Origin of the sequence: Bradyrhizobium sp. U87765 SZCCT0048 (assembly GCF_018131225.1) — a bacterium.
In the GTDB taxonomy this organism is placed as follows: Bacteria; Pseudomonadota; Alphaproteobacteria; order Rhizobiales; family Xanthobacteraceae; genus Bradyrhizobium_A.
In genome coordinates this window covers 764475-783600 of record NZ_JAFCMM010000002.1, presented here as the reverse complement: position 1 = coordinate 783600, position 19126 = coordinate 764475, and the positions used below count along the sequence as shown (strand labels likewise).

Below are 19126 nucleotides of genomic sequence, written 5' to 3'. Positions count from 1 at the left end.
CGATGAGCACTTTCCGGCTCAATCGCCGCGATGCGCTCCGCCTTGGCGGCGGTGTCGCCGCCGCCATGCTGGTGCGTCCGGCCGTCGCGGCAACTTCCGCCGCCCACGGCATGTCGGTGTTCGGCGACCTCAAATACCCGGCCGACTTCCACCATTTCGACTACGTCAATCCGGATGCGCCGAAAGGCGGTGTATTCTCGACCATCCCGTCGGTCCGCGCCAACAACCAGTCCTACTTCACCTTCAATTCGCTCAACGCCTACATCCTCAAGGGCGAGGGCGCGCAGGGCATGGACCTGACCTTCGCCACACTGATGGCGCGTGCCGGCGATGAGCCGGATGCGATGTACGGCCTGCTCGCCAGGTCGGTCGAGATCTCGCCGGACAAGCTGGTCTATCGTTTCACGCTGCGGCCGGAAGCGCGCTTCCACGACGGCTCGCGGCTGACCGCCGCCGATGCCGCATTCTCCCTGACGACGCTCAAGGCCAAGGGACATCCGCTGATCAGCCAGCAGATGCGTGACGTCGCCGCCGTCGAGGCGGTCGACGACGCGACGCTGGTGGTGACCTTCGCCGAAAAACGCGCCCGCGACGTGCCGCTCTTCATCGCCGCGCTGCCGATCTTCTCGAAGGCCTACTATGCCAGCCGTGCGTTCGACGAATCGACGCTCGACATTCCGCTTGGCTCCGGCCCCTACCGTATCGGTAAATTCGAGGTCAATCGCTTCATCGAATTCGAGCGGGTCAAGGACTGGTGGGGCGCGGGCCTGCCGGTGGCGCGGGGCACCTACAATTTCGATGTCGTGCGCTATGAGTTCTATCGCGACCGTGACGTCGCCTTCGAGGGCTTCACCGCGAAGAACTATCTCTACCGTGAGGAGTTCACGGCAAAGGTGTGGGCGACACGGTATGATTTCCCGGCCGTCAAGGATGGCCGCGTCAAGCGCGAGACGCTCCCTGACGACACGCCCTCGGGGGCCCAGGGCTGGTTCATCAACACCCGTCGCGACCGCTTCAAGGATCCGCGGGCGCGCGAGGCGCTGATCAACGCCTTCGATTTCGAGTGGACCAACAAAAGCCTGATGTACGACACTTACACCCGCACGGTGTCGCCGTTTCAGAACTCGAACCTGATGGCGGAAGGCATGCCCTCGCCGGACGAGCTCAAGCTGCTGGAGCCGTTTCGCGGCGAGATCCCGAACGAAGTGTTCGACAAGCCGTTCGTGCCGCCGGTCAGCGATGGCACAGGTCAGGACCGCGCCCTGCTGCGCAAGGCGTCGCAGTTGCTGCAGGAAGCCGGCTTCCCGATCAAGGACGGCAAGCGACTGCTGGCCAATGGCGATGTCTTCCGGATCGAGTTCCTGATCGACGAGCCGTCGCTGCAGCCGCATCACATGCCGTACATCAAGAATCTCGGCGTGCTCGGCATCGAGGCCACGCTCCGTGTCGTCGACGCGGTCCAGTATCGTGCACGCGTCGAGGATTTCGACTTCGACATCACGATGCAGCGTTTCAGCCTGTCGGCGACGCCTGGCGACAGCCTGCGGCCATTCTTTTCGTCCCAGGCGGCCAGAACCAAGGGATCATACAACCTCGCGGGCGTCGCCAATCCGGCGATCGATGCGCTGATCGAGCGCATCATCGGCGCCGAAAGCCGGCCCGAGTTGATCACGGCCTGCCATGCGCTCGACCGCGTGTTCCGGGCCGGACGCTACTGGGTGCCGCAGTGGTACCGCAACAATCATCCGGTGGCGTACTGGGACGTGTTCGAGCATCCGGTGACGCCGCCGCGTTACAATCCCGACGGCTATTCCTCCGGGCTCGGCGAGCGGACCCTGTGGTGGTCCAACGCGGCCAAGGCCGCCAAGCTCGATCAGGCGAAGTAGTTCATGAGCGCCTATATCGCCCGCCGCCTGCTGCTGATGATCCCGACCCTGCTCGGGATCCTGTTTGTGTCGTTCGTCGTGGTGCAGTTCGCCCCCGGCGGCCCTGTCGAGCGGGTGATCGCCCAGCTCAACGGCGCCGATACCGGCGCCAGCTCGCGGATCTCGGGCGGTGGCGGCGATCTCGTCGGCCGGCCGCAGGCGGGCGCTGCGGCGGATGCGATGAACTCCAAGTATCGCGGCGCACAGGGCCTCGATCCGGATTTCATCAAGAGCCTCGAGAAGCAGTTCGGCTTCGACAAGCCGGCGCCCGAGCGCTTCGCGCTGATGCTGTGGAATTTCGCCCGGTTCGATTTCGGCAAGAGCTATTTTCGCGACGTCAGCGTGCTGCAACTGATCAAGGAGAAGCTGCCGGTGTCGATGTCGCTCGGCATCTGGATGACGCTGCTGACCTACCTCATCTCGATCCCGCTCGGCATCCGCAAGGCGGTGCGTGACGGCTCGCGATTCGATGTCTGGACGTCAGGCGTCATCATCGTCGGATTTGCGATTCCGGGCTTTCTGTTCGCCATCCTGCTGATCATCCTTTTTGCCGGCGGATCGTTCCTCGACCTGTTCCCGTTGCGTGGCCTGACGTCTGACGGCTGGTCGCAATTTCCCTGGTACTGGAAGATCATCGACTACTTCTGGCATCTGGCGCTGCCGCTGGTGTCGATGGCGCTCGGCGCCTTCGCCACGATGACGCTGCTGACCAAGAACTCGTTCCTCGACGAGATCCGCAAGCAATATGTCATGACCGCGCGCGCCAAGGGCTGCAGCGAGCGGCAGGTGCTCTACAATCACATCTTCCGCAACGCCATGCTGATCGTGGTCGCCGGCTTCCCCGGCGCCTTCATCCACGCCTTCTTCTCGGGATCGCTGCTGATCGAAACCATCTTCTCGCTGGACGGGCTCGGCCTGCTCGGCTTCGAAAGCGTTCTCAACCGCGACTATCCGGTGGTGTTCGGAACGCTCTACATCTTCTCGCTGGTCGGGCTTGTCGTGAACCTGCTGTCCGACCTGACCTATATGTGGATCGATCCGCGGATCGATTTCGAGGCGCGCGAGGTGTAATGAGCGTGACTGCGCCAGAACCGGTCGAGACCACCACGATCACCCCGCTCGGGGAGGCGGTGCCGATGTCGCGCCGTCGCTTTGCGCCGTCGCCATTGAATCGGCGGCGCTGGCAGAATTTCAAGGCGAATCGCCGCGGCTACTGGTCGTTCTGGCTTTTCTCGCTGCTGTTCGTGATTTCGCTGTTCGCCGAACTGATCGCCAACGACCGGCCGCTGATGATCCGCTATGACGGACATTTCTACTGGCCGGCATTCGTCAACTATGCCGAGACCACCTTCGGCGGCGACTTCGAGACCGCGGCGGACTATCGCGATCCCTATTTGCAGAAGCTGATCGCCGACAAGGGCGGTTCGATCGTCTGGGCGCCGATCCGCTATTCCTACGACACCCACAATCTCGACCTGCCGACGCCGGCGCCATCCAAGCCGACATGGCTGCTGACGGAAGCGCAGTGCAAGACGGTGGTCGAGCGCAAGGGCCTCAAGGGCTGTCGCGATCTCGAGTACAACTGGCTCGGCACCGACGACCAGGGCCGCGACGTGGTCGCGCGCCTGATCTACGGTTTCCGCATTTCCGTGCTGTTCGGTCTCGCGCTGACGCTGGCTTCCTCGGTCATCGGCGTCGCCGCCGGTGGCATCCAGGGCTATTTCGGCGGCTGGACCGACCTGATCTTCCAGAGGGTGATCGAGATCTGGACGGCGATCCCCTCGCTTTATCTTCTCCTGATCCTGTCGTCGGTGCTGGTGCCCGGCTTCTTCGTACTGCTCGGCATCCTGCTGCTGTTCTCCTGGGTGTCGCTGGTCGGCCTGGTGCGCGCCGAATTCCTGCGCGGCCGCAACTTCGAATACATTCAGGCAGCGCGTGCGCTCGGCGTCTCCAATGGCGTCATCATGTTTCGCCATCTGTTGCCGAATGCCATGGTCGCCACCATGACGTTCCTGCCGTTCATCGTGTCGTCCTCGGTGATGACGCTGACGGCGCTTGACTTTCTCGGCTTTGGCCTGCCGCCCGGCTCACCATCGCTCGGCGAGCTCCTGTCGCAGGGCAAGTCCAACATCCAGGCGCCGTGGCTCGGCCTGACCGGGTTTTTCTCGGTCGCGATCATGCTGTCGCTGCTGATCTTCGTCGGCGAGGCGGTGCGCGACGCCTTTGATCCCCGCAAGACATTCAGGTCGAGCTGATGGACGCGATCAACCAGCCGCTACTCGACGTCCGCGACCTGTCGGTCGCGTTTCGCCGTGGCGAGAACGAATCGATGGTGGCGGTCGACGGCATTTCGTTCGAGATCCGCCGCGGCCAGTGTGTCGCGCTGGTCGGCGAATCCGGCTCGGGCAAGTCCGTCAGCGCGCTGTCGGTGCTCAAGCTGCTGCCCTATCCGGCGGCGTTTCATCCCTCGGGCAGCATCCACTTCAAGGGCCAGAACCTTCTCGCCCTGAAGGAAAACGAGATTCGCGCCATTCGTGGCAACGACATCTCGATCGTGTTCCAGGAGCCGATGACCTCGCTCAATCCGCTGCACACCATCGAGGCGCAGATCGGAGAGATCCTGTCGTTGCACAACGGGCTGCGCGGCGCGGCGGCGCACGCCCGCATCATCGAGCTCCTGACCCAGGTCGGCATCCCCGAGCCCGAGACGCGGCTCGGCAGCTACCCGCATCAGCTGTCCGGCGGCCAGCGCCAGCGTGTCATGATTGCCATGGCGCTCGCCAACGAACCGGACCTGCTGATCGCGGACGAGCCGACCACGGCGCTCGACGTCACCGTGCAGGCGCAAATCCTCAAGCTCCTTGCCGATATCCGCGCCCGTCTTGGCATGAGCCTGCTGTTCATCACCCATGATCTCGGCATCGTGCGGCGCATCGCCGACGTGGTCTGCGTCATGAACGACGGCAAGATCGTCGAGAAGGGACCGGTCGAGCAGGTGTTCAGCAGCCCGCAGCATCCCTACACGCGTGCGCTGCTGGCGGCTGAGCCGAAGCCGGATCCGGCGCCGCCGCGCCCCGACGCGCCGGTGGTGATGGCGACCGACGACCTGAAGGTCTGGTTTCCGATCAAGCGCGGCCTGATGCGTCGCACCGTCGGGCAGATCAAGGCGGTCGACGGTGTCACGCTCTCGGTCCGCCAGGGCGAGACGCTCGGCGTGGTCGGCGAATCCGGGTCAGGCAAGACGACGCTGGGGTTGGCGCTGCTGCGCCTGATCTCCTCGCAGGGGCCGATCGTGTTCCTCGGCAAGGACATCCAGGGTCTGCGTTTCAAGGACATGCGGCCGTTCCGCCGCGACATGCAGATCGTGTTTCAGGATCCGTTCGGTGCGCTCAGTCCGCGCATGTCGGTCGGCGACATCATCGCCGAGGGCTTGACCGTGCATCAGCCGTCCCTGACCCAGACCGGGCGCGAGGCCCGCGTGATCAAGGCGCTGAGCGATGTCGGCCTCGATCCGCAGACGCGTTTCCGCTATCCGCACGAGTTTTCCGGCGGTCAACGCCAGCGCATCAGCATCGCGCGTGCCGCCGTGCTGGAGCCGCGCTTCGTGGTTCTCGACGAGCCGACCAGCGCGCTCGACATGCTGTTCCAGGCGCAGATGGTCGATCTGCTGCGGGAACTGCAGCGCAAGCACGACCTGACCTACATGTTCATCTCGCACGACCTGCGCGTGGTGGCCTCGCTGGCGAGCCATCTCATCGTGATGCGCCATGGCAGGATTGTCGAGGAGGGGCCGGCGGCGCGGCTGTTCAAGGCCCCACAGACCGACTACACCCGTGCGCTGTTTGCCGCCGCCTTCCGCAACGAGGCCGCGACGGACGTCGGCGGCTGAGCGCAACGTCCGCGGGACCATGTCGGCGCGGCACGCCGGTGGTCAGCGCGCAAGCCGGCGGACGCTGGTGATGTCGCTGCCGGCGGCCTTGATGCGCGTGAGCGCCGTCTCCAGCGGTTCGATCGCGGTCGCCATGTGGTGGGCGTTGGCGTGGACGAGGCTGTCGGGGCCGCGCGCGATGGCGACATGACCTTTCCAGAACACCAGGTCGCCGCGCTCCAGGCTCGCCCACTGCGCCTCATCGAGCGGCGTGCCAAGCGCGTGCTCCTGCATGTCGCTGTCGCGGGGAGCGGCGACCCCGCAGGCCGCGAGCGCGACCTGGACGAGGCCGGAACAATCGGCGCCGAGACTGCTCTTGCCGCCCCACAGATAGGGGGTGCCGACGAAACGCTCGGCAACCGCGACGAAGTCGTGTTCGACATGGCTGAGCGGGGCAACATGGATCAGCGGCACATAGTGCCGCTGGGCCGTGATGGCGAAGCTGGCGTCCGTACGCACGACCTCGAGGCGGGCGCCGAGCGGCAGCGTCTCGACCGGCGGCAGCTTGATTGACGGGCCCGGGAAAGCGAGCGTGCGCAGCGCGGTGATGACATGGGTCGGCGCTGTGCGCGGCTTGACCAGCGCAAGATCCGGCAGCCAGCCGACATAGCCATCGCCGGCCAGTTGGCCCCATGCCCAGCCCTCGCTGGTGCGGTCGTAGACCGTCACCCGCTCGCCCTTCAGCGCCTGGGTGTCCAGCGGCGCATCATGCGACGGCTCCCGCCGTAGTGGCACGATCGGATCGAACACTTCGAACTCTTCGCCGGTGACAAAGCGCTCCGCGGTCACCTGGCCGCGCAAGTGCTCGGCGGCAAGGTCGGGGCGCGCGGGCGTCAGGCGGGGATCAGCCATAGCGCTGGCTCAGCAGATGGAAGATGGCGCGTGCGGCCTGGCATTCGCCGCCTTCGGGGCGGCCGGGTTTCGCGGTCGGCGTCCAGCCGTAGATGTCGACATGAAGCCAGCGCGTCGTCGGTTCGACGAAGCGCTGCAGAAACAGCGCGCAGGTGATCGATCCGGCAAAACCATTGGACGGCGCATTGTTGATGTCGGCGACCTTCGAATCCAGCCATTTGTCGTAGGCCGGCCACAGCGGCAGCCGCCACAGCGGGTCGTTCTCCTCGCGGGCGCTGCGCGACAGATCGTCGGCGAGGGCATCGTCATTGGTGTAGAACGGCGGCAGGTCGGGGCCGAGGGCCACGCGCGCGGCGCCGGTGAGCGTGCCGAGATCGATTAGCAGGTCGGGCTTGTCCTCGTCGGCGAGCGCCAGCGCGTCCGCGAGCACGAGGCGGCCTTCCGCGTCGGTGTTTCCGATCTCCACCGTGGGTCCCTTGCGGGAAGGGAAGACGTCGAGTGGTCGGAACGCGTTGCCGGCAACCGCATTCTCGACCGCCGGGATCAATACCCGCAGCCGCACCTTCAGGCCGGCATCCATCACCATCTGCGCAAGCGCCAGCACGTTGGCGGCGCCGCCCATGTCCTTCTTCATCAGCAGCATCGAGCCGGAAGGCTTGAGGTCGAGGCCGCCGGTGTCGAAGCACACGCCCTTGCCGACCAGCGTGACCCTGGGATGGGCCGCATCTCCCCATGTCAGGTCGATCAGCCGCGGCGCTCGGCTCGAGGCCCGGCCGACCGCATGGATCAGCGGAAAATTCTTGGCGCGCAGATCCTCGCCGACGATGCAGGCGTAGGTCGCGCCGAAGCGTTCGGCGAGCGCGGCGGCTGCGGCGGCGAGTTCGTCGGGGCCCATATCGTTGGCCGGCGTGTTGATGAGGTCGCGGGCGAGTGCTGCGGCGTCGCTGATGCGGCCGATCTCGGCGGCGTCGATGCCGTCCGGTGGTACAAGACGCGCGTTCGGTGTGTCGGTCTTGCGATAGCGGCCGAAGCGATAGCTGCCAAGCGCGAAGGCGAGAGCCGCAAGGCGCGCGTCGGGGGCATTGGCGAAGCGGTAGATGCCCTCGGGCAGCAGCGTCGGGAGTTGCCCCGCACGAAATGGATCGCGCGCAGGTGCGCTTGCCTCGTCGAGGCCGAACAGCACCTGGGCCAGCGATCCATCCGGGCCCGGCAGGCCAAGAAACTGTCCGGGCTTGGCGGTGAAGCCGCTGCTGTCGGCAAAGCGCTGCGCGGCCGCGGACAACGCGGCCTTGTCCGCTTCCCAGGACGATCTGGTCGCGAACGTGATCGGAATGGCATCGGAGGCGGGGGCGGCGAAAACGGCTGTCATGGTGGTCTCGGCTGGTGCGGGAGTTTGGCCCGGGTTCGGCGCGACTATAGCCCGATTAACCGGGCGTTAGGGTTAACAGTCTATTGATGGCTGATCCAAAGCCGTATCCGGCGCAGCGTTGCGCAGGTCGGATGATGCGAGTCCATTTTGCGAGTCGATGTGCATGCGTGACCAGCCTCAAGCCGCCCGGTTTTTCCTGTCCGCCGCGTCTGCAGTGATTCTGGCCGCGGCGCTCGGTGGATGTCAAACGACGACGGCGCGCGGGCCGGACGTGACCGGTTCGGCGGGCGGGCCGATGGCGGCGCGGGCGGAGATCCCGCGCGATGGTGACGCCCGGGTTCCGACCGAGGGGCTTGGCGAGCGCTACCGCGCCAATCCGCGCGACCCCGATGCGGCCATCCGCTACGGCCAAGCGCTGCGCGCCAACGGGCAGCGGTCGCAGGCGGTTGCTGTGCTCGAGGCGGCAAGCCTCGCCAATCCCAACAACAAGGCCGTGCTCGGCGCCTACGGCCGGGCGCTGGCCGACAACGGCAACTTCAAGCAGGCCTTCGATACCCTGAGCCATGCCCACACGCCGGCCAATCCGGACTGGCGCATCCTTTCGGTGCAGGGCACGACCCTCGATCAGATGGGCCAGCACGACGAGGCGCGCCGCTACTACGCCAGCGCGCTGAAGATCGTGCCGGACGAGCCATCCGTGCTGTCGAACCTCGGGCTGTCGTACATGCTGACCAAGGATCTCGCCAAGGCCGAGCAGGTGCTGCGCCGGGCGTACGCCGGCGTCGGCGCGGATGTGCGGGTCCGCCAGAACCTGGCGCTGGTGGTCGGGTTGCAGGGGCGGTTCGCGGAGGCCGAGACCATCGTGCGCGCCGACTTGCCGCCCGAGGAAGCGGCGGCGAACGTCGCCTATCTCAAGCAGATGCTCAGCCGCGAGGAAGCGCCGCGCCGCGGCGCCCAGAATGATACGGTCGACATCTCCCGCCGGTCCTGACGTCCGAACGATCACGGCCGCCAAAATCCGGATCACCGCACGCGCGCCGCCCCGCGGCGCTCCGCGTCAGTGCATATAGGCGGTGACCTTGATGCCCGTCGGTCCGAGGATCACGACGAACAGCACCGGCAGGAAGAACAGGATCATCGGCACGGTCAGCTTCGGCGGCAGCGCGGCCGCCTTCTTTTCGGCTTCCGTCATGCGCATGTCGCGGTTTTCCTGCGCGAGCACACGCAGCGTCTGGCCGAGCGGCGTGCCATAGCGCTCCGACTGCTGAAGCGCCAGCGCCACCGATTTGACGCTCTCCAGGCCGATACGCTTGGCGAGGTTCTCATAGGCGACCTTGCGGTCCTGCAGGTAGGACAGTTCGGCCGTGGTCAGCGTGAACTCTTCCGCCAGCGCGACCGACTGCGTGCCGATTTCCTGGCTGACCCGGCGGAATGCGGCCTCGATCGACATGCCGGATTCGATGCAGATCAGCAGCAGATCGAGCGCGTTCGGAAAGGCGCGCTTGATCGACAGCTGGCGCTTGGCGATCGCATTCTTCAGGAAGATCATCGGCGCGTGCATGCCGAGATAGGTGACGCCCGCGCACATCGCGAGCTTCATGGCCGCGCCCTGCTGCATCTTCGACAGCAGGAACACGTAGATTACCGAGGCGAGGAAAAACCCGATCGGCGCCACCATGCGCGCGAACAGGAAGGTGGTGTAGGGCGCCTGGCCGCGGTAGCCGGCCATGATCAACTTGTCGCGGGCAGATTCCTGGGCCACCCACTTGGTCAGGTTGAAGTCGTCGACGGCCTTCTGGACGAGTTGCCGTGGCGCCTGCCGCAGCGACACCTTTTCGTTGCGGTTGAGGCGCTCGCGCTCACGCAGGCGGATGCGCTCGCGTTCGCTTGCGACCGCCTTCATCCGCTTGGACAGCGTTTCGCCGGCCAACAGCGGCGAGATCAGCGTGTAGGCGGTCGCCGTCGCGGCGATGGCCGCAAGCAGCATCGCCATGAAACGGGCGTCGTGAAACTTCTCGATCAGGAAATCGATCATCGCCCGCCCTCAGAAATCGAAGTTGATCATGCGCTTCATGACGAAGATGCCGATGCTCATCCAGATCACGCAGCCGGCAAGCATGAGCCGGCCGGTGGGCTCGGTCCACAGCAGTGCGATGTAGTCGGGCGTCGAGATGTACACCAGCAGCATCACGATCGGCGGCAGCGAGCCGATGATCGCCGCCGAAGCCTTGGCTTCGGTCGACATCGCCTGGATCTTGCCGGCCATCTTCTTGCGGTCTCGCAGCACCTTGGAGAGGTTGCCGAGCGCTTCGGAGAGGTTGCCGCCGGACTTCTGCTGGATGGCGATGACGATGCCGAAGAAGTTGGCTTCGGGTAGTGGCATGCGATCGTACAGGCGCGCACAGGCTTCCGCCAGCGGCATGCCGATCGTTTGGGTCTCGACAATGGCAGAGAATTCGCTGCGCAGGGGCTCGGGCGATTCGGCGGCCACCATGCGGATGGAATCGAACAGCGGCAGACCGGACTTGATGCCGCGCGTGATGACGTCGACCGCGTCCGGAAGCGCATCGAGGAACTTCTTCTCGCGGCGGCGCTTCAGGAATCCGAGGACCCAGCGCGGCAGGCCGAAGCCGGCCGCAAAGCCGAGGCCGAGTGCCGGCAGCAAGCCGGCGCCGAGCGCGAACGGCCCGAGAAAGAACACCGCGCCGAGGACGCCGGAAATCGTCATGAACTTCTGCTTCGACCAGTTCAGGCCCGCCTGCGAGATGCGGGTCGTCAGGGCGACGTTCTGCGCCTTCTTGTTGCGCTGTTCGATTTCCTTCAGGGAATCCTCGACCTGCTCGCGGCGGCTGCGCTGGTTGCGGTCGCTGGCGCGCACGACCGGCTCCGTTCGCGCCAGCGCGGCACGACGCTTCTCGCTCTGGCGCTCACCGGAGAGCAGCGGATAGAGGAAAACCCAGGCGATGCCGCCGACGGTGATGGCGGCGAGAAAGGCGAGGGCAAGCGACTGCATATTCATATCTCTTGCTCCGAAATCGCGACCGGCAAAGCCACCTTTCGGCTGTTCGCCCGGTCGTGTTGTCCAGTCCGCGCGGCGGCGGGTGTCAGGCGCTGCCGACCGCGACCTCCGCGGCGTCGAGCGCCGCGGCGAGGCGCTTTTCCTCGCCATAGTAGCGGGCGCGTTCCCAGAATTTGGGCCGTCCGATGCCGGTGGAACGATGCCGGCCGATGATCCGGCCGTCGGCATCCTCGCCGACGATATCGTAGAGGAAGATGTCCTGGGTGATGATGGTCTCGCCTTCCATGCCGATCACTTCGCTGATGTGGGTGATGCGGCGCGAGCCGTCGCGCAGGCGCGCAGCCTGGATGATGACGTCGATCGACGAGCAGATCATTTCCCGGATGGTGCGCGACGGCAGCGAGAAGCCGCCCATCGTGATCATCGATTCGCAACGCGACAGCGCCTCGCGCGGATTGTTGGCATGCAGCGTGCCCATCGAGCCGTCGTGGCCGGTGTTCATCGCCTGCAGCAGGTCGAACGCCTCGGGGCCGCGGACTTCGCCGACGATGATGCGTTCGGGGCGCATACGCAGACAGTTGCGCACCAGGTCGCGCATCGTGATCTGGCCCTCGCCCTCGAGGTTCGGCGGACGGGTTTCGAGGCGCACCGTGTGCGGCTGCTGTAGCTGCAGTTCGGCGGCGTCCTCGCAGGTGATGACGCGCTCGTCGTGGTCGATGTAGTTGGTCAGGCAGTTCAGCAGCGTGGTCTTGCCCGAGCCGGTGCCGCCGGAGATCAGCACGTTGCAGCGGACACGGCCGATGATCTTGAGGATTTCGGCGCCTTCAATCGAGATGGCGCCAAACCGCACGAGCTGGTCCAGCGTGAGCTTGTCGCGCTTGAACTTGCGGATCGTCAGGACGGGGCCGTCGAGGGCCAGCGGTTCGACGATGGCGTTGACGCGCGAGCCGTCGGCAAGACGGGCGTCGCAGATCGGCGACGATTCGTCGACGCGCCGGCCGACCTGGCTGACGATGCGCTGGCAGATGTTGAGCAGCTGCTGGTTGTCGCGGAAGCGGATGCCGGTCTTCTGGATCTTGCCCGCGACTTCGATGTAGACGGTATTGGCGCCGTTCACCATGATGTCGGCGATGTCGTCGCGCGCCAGCAACGGTTCGAGCGGACCATAGCCGAGAACGTCGTTGCAGATGTCGTCGAGCAGTTCTTCCTGTTCGGCGATCGACATCACGATGTTCTTGATCGCGATGATCTCGTTGACGATGTCGCGGATTTCCTCGCGCGCGGACTCGCCGTCGAGTTTGGCGAGCTGGGCGAGGTCGATCGCCTCGATCAGCGCGCCGAAGATGGTTGCCTTGACCTGGTAGTAGTTGTCGGAGCGGCGGACCTCGGCGCTCGGGGCCGGTGCCGGGGCGCGCATCGGTGCCAGCGGCGGCGAGGAGATCGTGGGTTCGGGCGCCCGTGCGGCCGGCGCCGGCGCAGCCTCGATCGCTGCCGGCCTTACCGTCCGGGTCTGGGTTTCAGCTCCATTACGCTTACCGAACACGATACCACTCCACGCGATAGACTACTTCGATCGCAGCTTGCCCAGTAGCGGCGCAAGCAGCGACGTCCGCTGCTTTTTGGTTTCGCCGCGGCCAGTCAGCCGTTGGGCGATCTGCAGAAACATTTCCGCGGCGCGATGATTGGCGGCAACCTCGGCAATCATCTGGCCGTTGTTGGCCGCGACGCCGAAAATCTGTGGCTCGAACGGAATCGACGCGATGGGATCGCTCTCGATCGCTTTCGCGAACTCCTTGGTGCCGATCTCCGGCCGCTTCGGCATGCCGGTCTTGTTCAGGCAGTAGGACGGCATGCGATCGTTGGGGCGAGCCGCCTTCAGCAGGTCGAACAGGTTTTTGGTGTTGCGCAGATTGGCGAGATCGGGCTCGGCGACGATCAGGATATCGTCGGCATTGATCAGCGCGCGCTTCGACCAGCCGGACCACTGATGCGGAACGTCGAGCACGATGCAGGGCACCGCGTTGCGCAGGGTGTCGAAGATCGAATCGAACGCTTCAGCTCCGAAGTCGTAGACGCGGTCGAGGGTCGCCGGCGCCGCCAGCAGGCTGAGATGGTCGGTGCACTTCGACAGCAGGCGGTCGATGAACGCCGTGTCGACACGATCCGGCGAGAACACTGCTTCAGCGATGCCCTGCGGCGGGTCCTGGTTGTAATCGAGGCCAGCGGTGCCAAAGGCGAGGTCGAGGTCGGCGACGACGGAATCGAGCGCGAGATCGCGGGCGATGGCCCAGGCGATGTTGTGAGAGATGGTCGACGCACCGACGCCGCCCTTGGCGCCGACGACGGCGATGATGCGCCCGACGGCCTTGGCCTCCGGCGTCGAGAACAGGCCGCAGATCGAACGTACGATGTCGATCGCCGAGATCGGCGCGATCAGATAGTCGCTGACGCCGCGCCGCACCAGCTCGCGGTACAGCGTGACGTCGTTGATGCGACCGACCACGACGACGCGGGTGCCGGGATCGCACACGGTGGCGAGCTGGTCGAGGCCGCCGAGAATGTCGCCGCGGCCGTCGGTTTCCAGCACGATGACGTTCGGCGTCGGCGCGCTGCGATAGGCCTCGATCGCGGCGATGGTGCCGCCCATCTGGATCTTGATGTGAGCCTTGCCGAGGCGGCGGTCCTCGCCCGCGGACTGTACCGCCGCGGCGGTTTCGACCGTTTCGCAGAACGCCTGCACCGACACGCGGGGTGCCGGTGCGATGTGTTCCTCGGCGGCCGGGGGAGCCGCTTCGCTATCCGGTGTCTGGCGTGCGTAGCTGATCATTTTCCGAGATCGCTCAGTTTGGCCTTGTCGCTGTCGCTGTAGTTCGTCGCGGTCGGATTGCCCTTGCGGTATTTCTCGAACGCGATGGAGCGCCGCGCCGTATAGGGCGGTGTCTCGGGCCGCGGCTGGACGAGATCCGACGGGTTCTCGACCATGGCGGCGAGGTTGCGTTGCGTCGAGCAGCCGAAGTTGTGGTACGGCTTGTTCTCGACATAAACCTTGTTCTTGATCGAGGGGCCGAGATCGTCCGGCCACAGGCCGCACGGGCCGGCCTCGGCCGCGATCCGCGGGTAGGACAGCCGCACGGTGGCGAACTGCCGTGGGTCGCGCGGGGTGTAGTCACGGACACTGACCGCGCGTGCGGGAATGCCGATGGCCGAGAGCAACGAGCGGATCTCGCGATAGGATTCACTGGCGGCGCGGGCGTTGGGCGTATCCTTCGGCAGGTCGATGAGCAGGGTGCCGGTGCCCTCGCGAAGCCAGGCCTGGCCGAGGCTGATGACGTCGGCGCGCTGGGTCGCGGTGAGGCCGCCACGGCCGCTGCCGACAAACACCTCGACGGTGCGGTTGGCTTCCTCGATGACGATCGGATGGCGCTGCCGGTAGTCGGTGGGAATGCTCGCCAGCGCGTTGTCGGGATCGCGGGTATGGGTAAGGCAGCCGCCGAGCGACATCGAGACGCCGATCAGCAGCAGCGCTGCGCGCCAGCGGCGCGGCGATGTCACGGGATGGGTATGGTTGGTCATTGCGCGATCCCGTTTCAATCGGTGATGAAGCCGTACTTGCCGCGATAGTTCTGGCTCGGGGGTCTCTGGCGGCCCGGGGCGCCATAGACGCGGTTGATGTTGCCGAGCAGGTCGGACTGCGGATCCGACGCGTCGGCAAAGCCGTCGTCAGGCCGCGAGAGATCTTTCTGCGCTACCGCACGGACGACGTAAGGAGTGATGATCACCACCAGTTCGGTCTGCCGGTTGACATAGTCGCGGCTGCGGAACAGCGCACCCAGTACGGGAAGCTGGGTGAGCCCGGGCAGACCGTTGATCGATTGCTTGGTCTGTTCCTGGATCAGGCCGGCGAGCGCCATCGAGCCACCGGACGGAAGCTCGAGGGTGGTCTCGGCGCGGCGGGTGCGGATCGACGGAATCGTGATCGAGTTGTTGGTGGTCGAGGACAGCTGCTGGGTAACGGTGATCGAATTGTCGTTCGACAGCTCCGAGACTTCCGTCATCACGCGCAGGCTGATCCGCCCCTCCGCCAGAACCAACGGGGTGAAGTTCAGCGACACGCCGAATTTCTTGAAGTTGATCTGCGTCGTACAGACGTGGGTCGTCGGATCGCAGGAGTAGCCGGCCGGGATCGGGAATTCGCCGCCGGCGACGAACGTCGCCGATTCGCCGGAGATGGCGGTCAGGTTCGGCTCGGCGAGGGTGCGGATCACGCCGGCGCTTTCCATCGCGCGCAGCGTCGCGCTCACCGACGGGAAGTTGCCGGTGATGGCGTTGTTGGCGACCAGCGGACCACCGTTCGCGGTGAACGGGTTGGTGTTGTTGAAGTTCAGAACGGAGGAACTGCCGAGGCTCAGGTTGTTGAGATCAACGCCGAGCTGCTTGAGAATGTTGCGCTGGATTTCGGCAACGGTCACCTTCAGCAGCACCTGGTCACGCCCGCGGACCACGATGTTGTTGACGACCTTGGTCGGATCACCCGCGAGCCGTCCGGCGATGTCGCCGGCCTGCTGCGCGTCGGCCGGACTGTTGGCCGAACCGCTCAGCACGATGCCGTCGCCGACGCCGTCGATCTGGATGTCGCCGTTGGGAAAGGCCTGGCGCAGCGCGGCGCGCACGCCGTTGAGGTCGCGCGTCACCGCGATGTCATAGGCGGCGATCTGCTCGCCAGTGCTGTCGAAGAAGATGATATTGGTCTGTCCGACAGCGGCGCCGATGATGTAGGCGCGCTGCGCCGACCGGATCACCGCGTTGGCGATCTTCGGGTCGGCCACCAGCACGTCCTTGACGTCACGCGGCAGGTCGACGACCACCGACTTGCCGATGCCGAGCGGCAGGAAACGGGCGTTCATCTGGCTCGCGGCAGAACTCGCCGCTGCCGGCATCGCCGGAGCGCGCGCATCGCGGGCGATCGCGGGCGACAGCACGGGGTTCAGCGTCAAGGCCGTCACCGCCGCAAACGACAGGCTCCGGACGAAGCCGGTCTGAAGCTGCCGCCAATTTCCAACGCGCGTCATTCCCTGCGCCCCTTCATCATCGCTGGACCGTCGTGGACGTCGGCACCCCGAACCGAACCACGCTGATGCTGCTTCCCCGGATTCGGTCGGCCTGCGTCGGCGGTGCATTGGCGTCGACGATGCTGCGCAGCGCCAGCGCCAGCGTTCCGGTCTGGCGCGCCTTGGCGAGCGTTTCCGCCTGCTCCGGCTTCAATTCGAGTGTCGCGGTCTTGCCGACGACCACCTTCTGACCGTTTTTCTCTTCGATGGTCTGATCGATCGCCAGCACGCGCACGTTGCCGAGAATGATTTCCGACACCACGGAGTCGGAGCCGTTATGCTCCGAGGTCTTCTCGCGGCGCGACAGGATGACGTCGACGCGGTCATTGGGCAGGATGAAGCCGCCGGCGCCGGTTTCCGCCGAGATCTCGGTCGAAATGGCGCGCATGCCGGACGGCAGGATCGCGGCCATGATGCCCGAGCCCGGCCCCTTGACCAGTTTGAGTTCACGGATCGGCTCGCCGGAGATGAACGGTGAACGCGCGATCGAGCCGACGAGCTGGGTGATCGCGTCCGGCTTGTCGTTGCGGCGGATGAAATTGGTGCTGGCGTTCGCGGCGGGCCAGGTCTGCCACTGCAGGTCGTTGGGCGTGACGGTCTGGCCCATCGGAATGTCGGATTTGGCGACCAGCACGTCGACGGTTTCGATCTGCTGCACCGGCGGTGCCTGCACGATCTGCTTCGGCTCCTGGCCGCTGACGAGATAGATCGCAAGGCCACCAGCGGCGACCGAAAGAGCCAGGACGACGATACGCGCGGTATTCATACGCTTCACTTCCCGCAAGACACACGCGACCCACCGATCGCTGTCCGGGGATTTGACCAGCTAAAGGTCAAAGCATGGTTAATGAGGCGTATCTAAATCACGTTAACGAGGTCTTGCCTGTGCCGCCTCAGTGCAGCGCGAAGCGGCCGAGGTCGACCGCTGCGACCCACGACGTTTCCGGATAGACCACGAGAGCACCAAGGGCGAGCGCGATGCCGTAGGGGATGTCGGCATCCTTGCCGTGCAGCCGCATCAACCAGCTTTGGGAGCCGAGCGCGTGAGGCAGCGGCCACTGCCGGAACTGGAGCAACAGCAGTGTCAATGCGCCGCCAAACAGCGAGGCGTAGATCAGATAGTTAAGAAGATGTGAAAGCCCGAGCCAGAGTGCAGCGGCCGACGCCACTTTCGCATCACCGCCGCCGATCCAGCCCATGGCGAAGCAGGCGAAGCCCGCCGTCAGCACGATCAGGCCGGCGGCGCCGTGGGTGAGAAGGTCCTGGCCTGACATGCCGCCCCACAGCGCAAGCACCGCGAAGCCCGCCACCAGCAGCAGCGACACCCGGTTGGAGATGGTCATCGTCAGCAGGTCACTCGCCGCGGCGAACGCCATCAGGGCGGGGAAGAAGCACAGCCGTGCGAGATCGAGGATCATGCCCGTTCACGTATCAGGATGGAGGCCGGTTCGGCGCGGATCCTAGATCGCAGAAGTGAACAATCAAAAAACGAACGCTCTCGTGCGAGGGGCGCGGATCCCTTTCACAGCAGGGTGCTGGTGATCCGCCACGCCAGAACGGCCATGGCCAGCGCCAGGGCCGCGCAGACCAGCCGGATCGCTTCGCCGCCGGCGTCGCGATGCGCGGCGCGCACGCTGTGCGATGGCTCCTGAGAGGGCATTGTCATGTCCGCATCGTGATATCGGCATCGCGACATCGGTCGGGGCGATCAGAAACGGAAAAGGCTCCGGGCAAGCCCGGAGCCCTTTTGCGGCGCCGTTGGTAAGGCGGCCGCCTGTCTTAGCTGCCCGAGCCGCCAATGCTGGTCGCAATGGTGTTGAACTTGCCGCTCAGCGTGGTGCCGAGGCTGTTCACCGCAGCGATGATCGCGAGCGAGATGCCCGCAGCGATCAGGCCGTACTCGATCGCAGTCGCGCCGGACTCGTCCTTGACGAAACGAGCAATGAGATTCTTCATAGATAGCTCCATGCATTCATGTGGCTGTCGAAACTGACCTTGGTTTTGAGCAGCGCGAGGCTTGCCGCGACCATGCGTCACCATAGAAGGCAGTAATTGCAGCGTAGTTAATTCAACTGAAGAAACAGCGGTACAATGGGCCGTTCGTCGCGACGGTAAATGTCGGCTTAACCGGGGGTTCCGTGTTGTGCCGGTTCGCCTGGAACGTCTTGATCCGGCTGAATATGCGCCGACAGTCGCATCCATCATGGCCGCGATGTGTTTGCGTCGGGATGCGCGCGTTTGCAGTTCATTCATCAATTAACGCCACATTTGCCATGTCGGGCGCCGGCTCCGATGCGTATCATCTCTGCCGGCACGTCAGTGTCCCGGAGTAGAGTATGTCGACGAGTCCCTCGCGCCGCGGGCGCGCCTTTCTTCAGTTCGCTGCGATTGCTGTCGGATTTTTGCTGCCGCCGCAGGTGTCGCTGGCGCGCAACGCGGGCGACCAGATCGCGGTGATCGTCGACCAGGCCAAGCTGATCAAGCTGCCCGAACGCGTCGCGACCCTTGTCGTCGGCAATCCGCTGATCGCGGATGTCACGCTGCAGGCCGGTGGCATGATGGTGGTGACGGGCAAGGGTTACGGCTCGACCAACTTCATCGCGCTCGACCGCGAGGGTACAGTGCTGGTCGATCGCGTCATCCAGGTGGAGGGTCCATCGGAGAATCTCGTCACGGTCTATCGCGGTGTCGAGCGGGAGTCTTATAGTTGCACGCCGGTCTGCCAGCGGCGCATCACTCTGGGCGACGGATCGTCCTATTTCTCCACCACGCTCGAACAGGCCGGCACGCTCAGCAGTCAGGCGACCGGCAATGCCACGGCGGCAGCCGCCAATACGTCGTCGTCCGCTCCGAAGAACTGAGCACCGCGCTCCCTGTGATCCCTGCAACTCGTTCACGGCAGGCGCGTCGGCCGGGCGGATCCGG

18 protein-coding genes are annotated in these 19126 nt (G+C 65.3%); 6 read left to right on the top strand and 12 right to left on the bottom strand.

Annotation, left to right across the window (positions count from 1 at the left end; all coding sequences use genetic code 11):
• Positions 1 to 2: 2 nt before the first annotated feature.
• Genes JQ639_RS16770 through JQ639_RS16755 form a run of 4 tightly spaced genes read left to right on the top strand, consistent with a single transcriptional unit; the run spans position 3 to position 5814 of the window.
• The gene (locus tag JQ639_RS16770) at positions 3 to 1886 is read left to right on the top strand and encodes an extracellular solute-binding protein (protein ID WP_211966644.1); all 1884 of its coding nucleotides are present in this window, start codon (positions 3 to 5) and stop codon (positions 1884 to 1886) included.
• Between the two features lie 3 nt (positions 1887 to 1889).
• Positions 1890 to 2996 carry a microcin C ABC transporter permease YejB gene (locus JQ639_RS16765; protein WP_211966645.1) on the top strand — a complete coding sequence of 369 codons (1107 nt, stop codon included), beginning with the start codon at positions 1890 to 1892 and terminating at the stop codon, positions 2994 to 2996.
• On the top strand, positions 2996 to 4180 hold the full coding sequence (locus JQ639_RS16760; protein WP_211966646.1) for an ABC transporter permease: 1185 nt from the start codon (positions 2996 to 2998) through the stop codon (positions 4178 to 4180). The genes JQ639_RS16765 and JQ639_RS16760 overlap by 1 nt, the downstream gene beginning before the upstream one ends.
• Positions 4180 to 5814, top strand: coding sequence for an ABC transporter ATP-binding protein (locus JQ639_RS16755; protein WP_211966647.1), 1635 nt, complete (start codon positions 4180 to 4182; stop codon positions 5812 to 5814). Before JQ639_RS16760 ends, JQ639_RS16755 begins: the two co-directional genes overlap by 1 nt.
• A gap of 42 nt (positions 5815 to 5856) precedes the next feature.
• Here the strand turns inward: JQ639_RS16755 and JQ639_RS16750 are convergent, their stop codons facing one another.
• Positions 5857 to 6705, bottom strand: coding sequence for a C40 family peptidase (locus JQ639_RS16750; protein ID WP_211966648.1), 849 nt, complete (start codon positions 6703 to 6705; stop codon positions 5857 to 5859).
• Positions 6698 to 8074 (bottom strand): leucyl aminopeptidase family protein, encoded by a 1377-nt coding sequence (locus tag JQ639_RS16745; protein ID WP_211966649.1) that lies wholly within the window; start codon positions 8072 to 8074, stop codon positions 6698 to 6700. The genes JQ639_RS16750 and JQ639_RS16745 overlap by 8 nt, the downstream gene beginning before the upstream one ends.
• Positions 8075 to 8237: 163 nt before the next feature.
• On the opposite strand from JQ639_RS16745, the gene JQ639_RS16740 reads away from it, so the two are divergent.
• The gene (locus JQ639_RS16740; protein WP_211966650.1) at positions 8238 to 9065 is read left to right on the top strand and encodes a tetratricopeptide repeat protein; all 828 of its coding nucleotides are present in this window, start codon (positions 8238 to 8240) and stop codon (positions 9063 to 9065) included.
• Between the two features lie 66 nt (positions 9066 to 9131).
• Here the strand turns inward: JQ639_RS16740 and JQ639_RS16735 are convergent, their stop codons facing one another.
• The 10 genes from JQ639_RS16735 to JQ639_RS16690 form a co-directional block, all read right to left on the bottom strand.
• Positions 9132 to 10109: a type II secretion system F family protein gene (locus JQ639_RS16735; protein WP_211966651.1), complete on the bottom strand. Its 978-nt coding sequence runs from the start codon at positions 10107 to 10109 to the stop codon at positions 9132 to 9134.
• Positions 10110 to 10118: 9 nt separating this feature from the next.
• On the bottom strand, positions 10119 to 11093 hold the full coding sequence (locus JQ639_RS16730) for a type II secretion system F family protein (protein ID WP_211966652.1): 975 nt from the start codon (positions 11091 to 11093) through the stop codon (positions 10119 to 10121).
• An 85-nt stretch (positions 11094 to 11178) separates the two neighbouring features.
• Positions 11179 to 12636: a TadA family conjugal transfer-associated ATPase gene (locus tag JQ639_RS16725; RefSeq protein WP_211966653.1), complete on the bottom strand. Its 1458-nt coding sequence runs from the start codon at positions 12634 to 12636 to the stop codon at positions 11179 to 11181.
• 21 nt (positions 12637 to 12657) lie between these two features.
• On the bottom strand, positions 12658 to 13920 hold the full coding sequence (locus JQ639_RS16720) for a CpaE/TadZ family protein (RefSeq protein ID WP_211966654.1): 1263 nt from the start codon (positions 13918 to 13920) through the stop codon (positions 12658 to 12660).
• Positions 13917 to 14666, bottom strand: coding sequence for a CpaD family pilus assembly protein (locus JQ639_RS16715; RefSeq protein ID WP_211966655.1), 750 nt, complete (start codon positions 14664 to 14666; stop codon positions 13917 to 13919). Before JQ639_RS16715 ends, JQ639_RS16720 begins: the two co-directional genes overlap by 4 nt.
• 14 nt (positions 14667 to 14680) lie before the next feature.
• Positions 14681 to 16162, bottom strand: a complete 1482-nt coding sequence (locus tag JQ639_RS16710; protein WP_211966656.1) for a type II and III secretion system protein family protein — start codon at positions 16160 to 16162, stop codon at positions 14681 to 14683.
• 16 nt (positions 16163 to 16178) lie between these two features.
• The gene (gene cpaB, locus JQ639_RS16705; protein WP_211966657.1) at positions 16179 to 16967 is read right to left on the bottom strand and encodes a Flp pilus assembly protein CpaB; all 789 of its coding nucleotides are present in this window, start codon (positions 16965 to 16967) and stop codon (positions 16179 to 16181) included.
• Positions 16968 to 17094: 127 nt separating this feature from the next.
• Complete coding sequence (locus JQ639_RS16700) at positions 17095 to 17619, bottom strand: A24 family peptidase (protein WP_211966658.1); 525 nt, start codon at positions 17617 to 17619, stop codon at positions 17095 to 17097.
• A gap of 104 nt (positions 17620 to 17723) precedes the next feature.
• Positions 17724 to 17867 (bottom strand): hypothetical protein, encoded by a 144-nt coding sequence (locus JQ639_RS16695; protein ID WP_211966659.1) that lies wholly within the window; start codon positions 17865 to 17867, stop codon positions 17724 to 17726.
• 113 nt (positions 17868 to 17980) lie between these two features.
• Positions 17981 to 18157 (bottom strand): Flp family type IVb pilin, encoded by a 177-nt coding sequence (locus JQ639_RS16690; RefSeq protein ID WP_211966660.1) that lies wholly within the window; start codon positions 18155 to 18157, stop codon positions 17981 to 17983.
• A gap of 380 nt (positions 18158 to 18537) precedes the next feature.
• Here JQ639_RS16690 and JQ639_RS16685 point away from each other — a divergent pair, with 380 nt between their 5' ends.
• Positions 18538 to 19062 carry a pilus assembly protein N-terminal domain-containing protein gene (locus JQ639_RS16685; protein ID WP_211966661.1) on the top strand — a complete coding sequence of 175 codons (525 nt, stop codon included), beginning with the start codon at positions 18538 to 18540 and terminating at the stop codon, positions 19060 to 19062.
• Positions 19063 to 19126 lie beyond the last annotated feature (64 nt).

Coding starts and splice junctions, on each gene's coding strand:
- JQ639_RS16770 (WP_211966644.1), top strand. CDS start 3: ATGAGCACTTTCCGGCTCAATCGCCGCGATGCGCTCCGCCTTGGCGGC.
- JQ639_RS16765 (WP_211966645.1), top strand. CDS start 1,890: ATGAGCGCCTATATCGCCCGCCGCCTGCTGCTGATGATCCCGACCCTG.
- JQ639_RS16760 (WP_211966646.1), top strand. CDS start 2,996: ATGAGCGTGACTGCGCCAGAACCGGTCGAGACCACCACGATCACCCCG.
- JQ639_RS16755 (WP_211966647.1), top strand. CDS start 4,180: ATGGACGCGATCAACCAGCCGCTACTCGACGTCCGCGACCTGTCGGTC.
- JQ639_RS16750 (WP_211966648.1), bottom strand. CDS start 6,705: ATGGCTGATCCCCGCCTGACGCCCGCGCGCCCCGACCTTGCCGCCGAG.
- JQ639_RS16745 (WP_211966649.1), bottom strand. CDS start 8,074: ATGACAGCCGTTTTCGCCGCCCCCGCCTCCGATGCCATTCCGATCACG.
- JQ639_RS16740 (WP_211966650.1), top strand. CDS start 8,238: ATGCGTGACCAGCCTCAAGCCGCCCGGTTTTTCCTGTCCGCCGCGTCT.
- JQ639_RS16735 (WP_211966651.1), bottom strand. CDS start 10,109: ATGATCGATTTCCTGATCGAGAAGTTTCACGACGCCCGTTTCATGGCG.
- JQ639_RS16730 (WP_211966652.1), bottom strand. CDS start 11,093: ATGAATATGCAGTCGCTTGCCCTCGCCTTTCTCGCCGCCATCACCGTC.
- JQ639_RS16720 (WP_211966654.1), bottom strand. CDS start 13,920: ATGATCAGCTACGCACGCCAGACACCGGATAGCGAAGCGGCTCCCCCG.
- JQ639_RS16715 (WP_211966655.1), bottom strand. CDS start 14,666: ATGACCAACCATACCCATCCCGTGACATCGCCGCGCCGCTGGCGCGCA.
- JQ639_RS16710 (WP_211966656.1), bottom strand. CDS start 16,162: ATGACGCGCGTTGGAAATTGGCGGCAGCTTCAGACCGGCTTCGTCCGG.
- cpaB (WP_211966657.1), bottom strand. CDS start 16,967: ATGAATACCGCGCGTATCGTCGTCCTGGCTCTTTCGGTCGCCGCTGGT.
- JQ639_RS16700 (WP_211966658.1), bottom strand. CDS start 17,619: ATGATCCTCGATCTCGCACGGCTGTGCTTCTTCCCCGCCCTGATGGCG.
- JQ639_RS16695 (WP_211966659.1), bottom strand. CDS start 17,867: ATGACAATGCCCTCTCAGGAGCCATCGCACAGCGTGCGCGCCGCGCAT.
- JQ639_RS16690 (WP_211966660.1), bottom strand. CDS start 18,157: ATGAAGAATCTCATTGCTCGTTTCGTCAAGGACGAGTCCGGCGCGACT.
- JQ639_RS16685 (WP_211966661.1), top strand. CDS start 18,538: ATGTCGACGAGTCCCTCGCGCCGCGGGCGCGCCTTTCTTCAGTTCGCT.